Raw genomic sequence first — 434 nt, forward strand, 5'->3', positions numbered from 1 at the left:
ACCACCGTCGGCGAAGGCGGCAACATCGTCTACACCGCCAGCCTTGTGGATAAAAACGGCGCGCCGGTGACCAACATCACCAATCCGCTGACCGTCACCTTGGACAATGGCAACACCATCACCATCGGTGTGAATCAGTCGAGCGGTTCCATCACCGCCGTAGCGCCAAACGACGTCTACAAAGGCGACCAAACCGTCACCACCGCCATCAAAGGCGTGACCGGCGGCGAGCATTTCGAGCATCTGGTCCCTGGCACTACCGCGGCGAACACCACCGTTACGGACACACCGGGTACTGATAACACCCCACCCGTGACGCCGACTGCGCCAAGTACCGTTAACGACGGCGGCCAGATCACGTACACCGCGACCTTGAGCAACCAGGCCGGCACCGACTGCACGCTGAACCCCGACAACGCACTAAGCCACACCCC

The 434-nt window shown here is 61.5% G+C and carries 1 protein-coding gene; it reads left to right on the forward strand.

The genetic code is table 11. The features are described from left to right. Positions 1-434 (forward strand): immunoglobulin-like domain-containing protein (locus JMV15_RS28115; protein ID WP_201492012.1); only part of this gene is annotated, 434 nt, incomplete at both ends.

It is taken from the genome of Pseudomonas paracarnis (assembly GCF_904063055.1).
GTDB lineage: Bacteria > Pseudomonadota > Gammaproteobacteria > Pseudomonadales > Pseudomonadaceae > Aquipseudomonas > Aquipseudomonas paracarnis.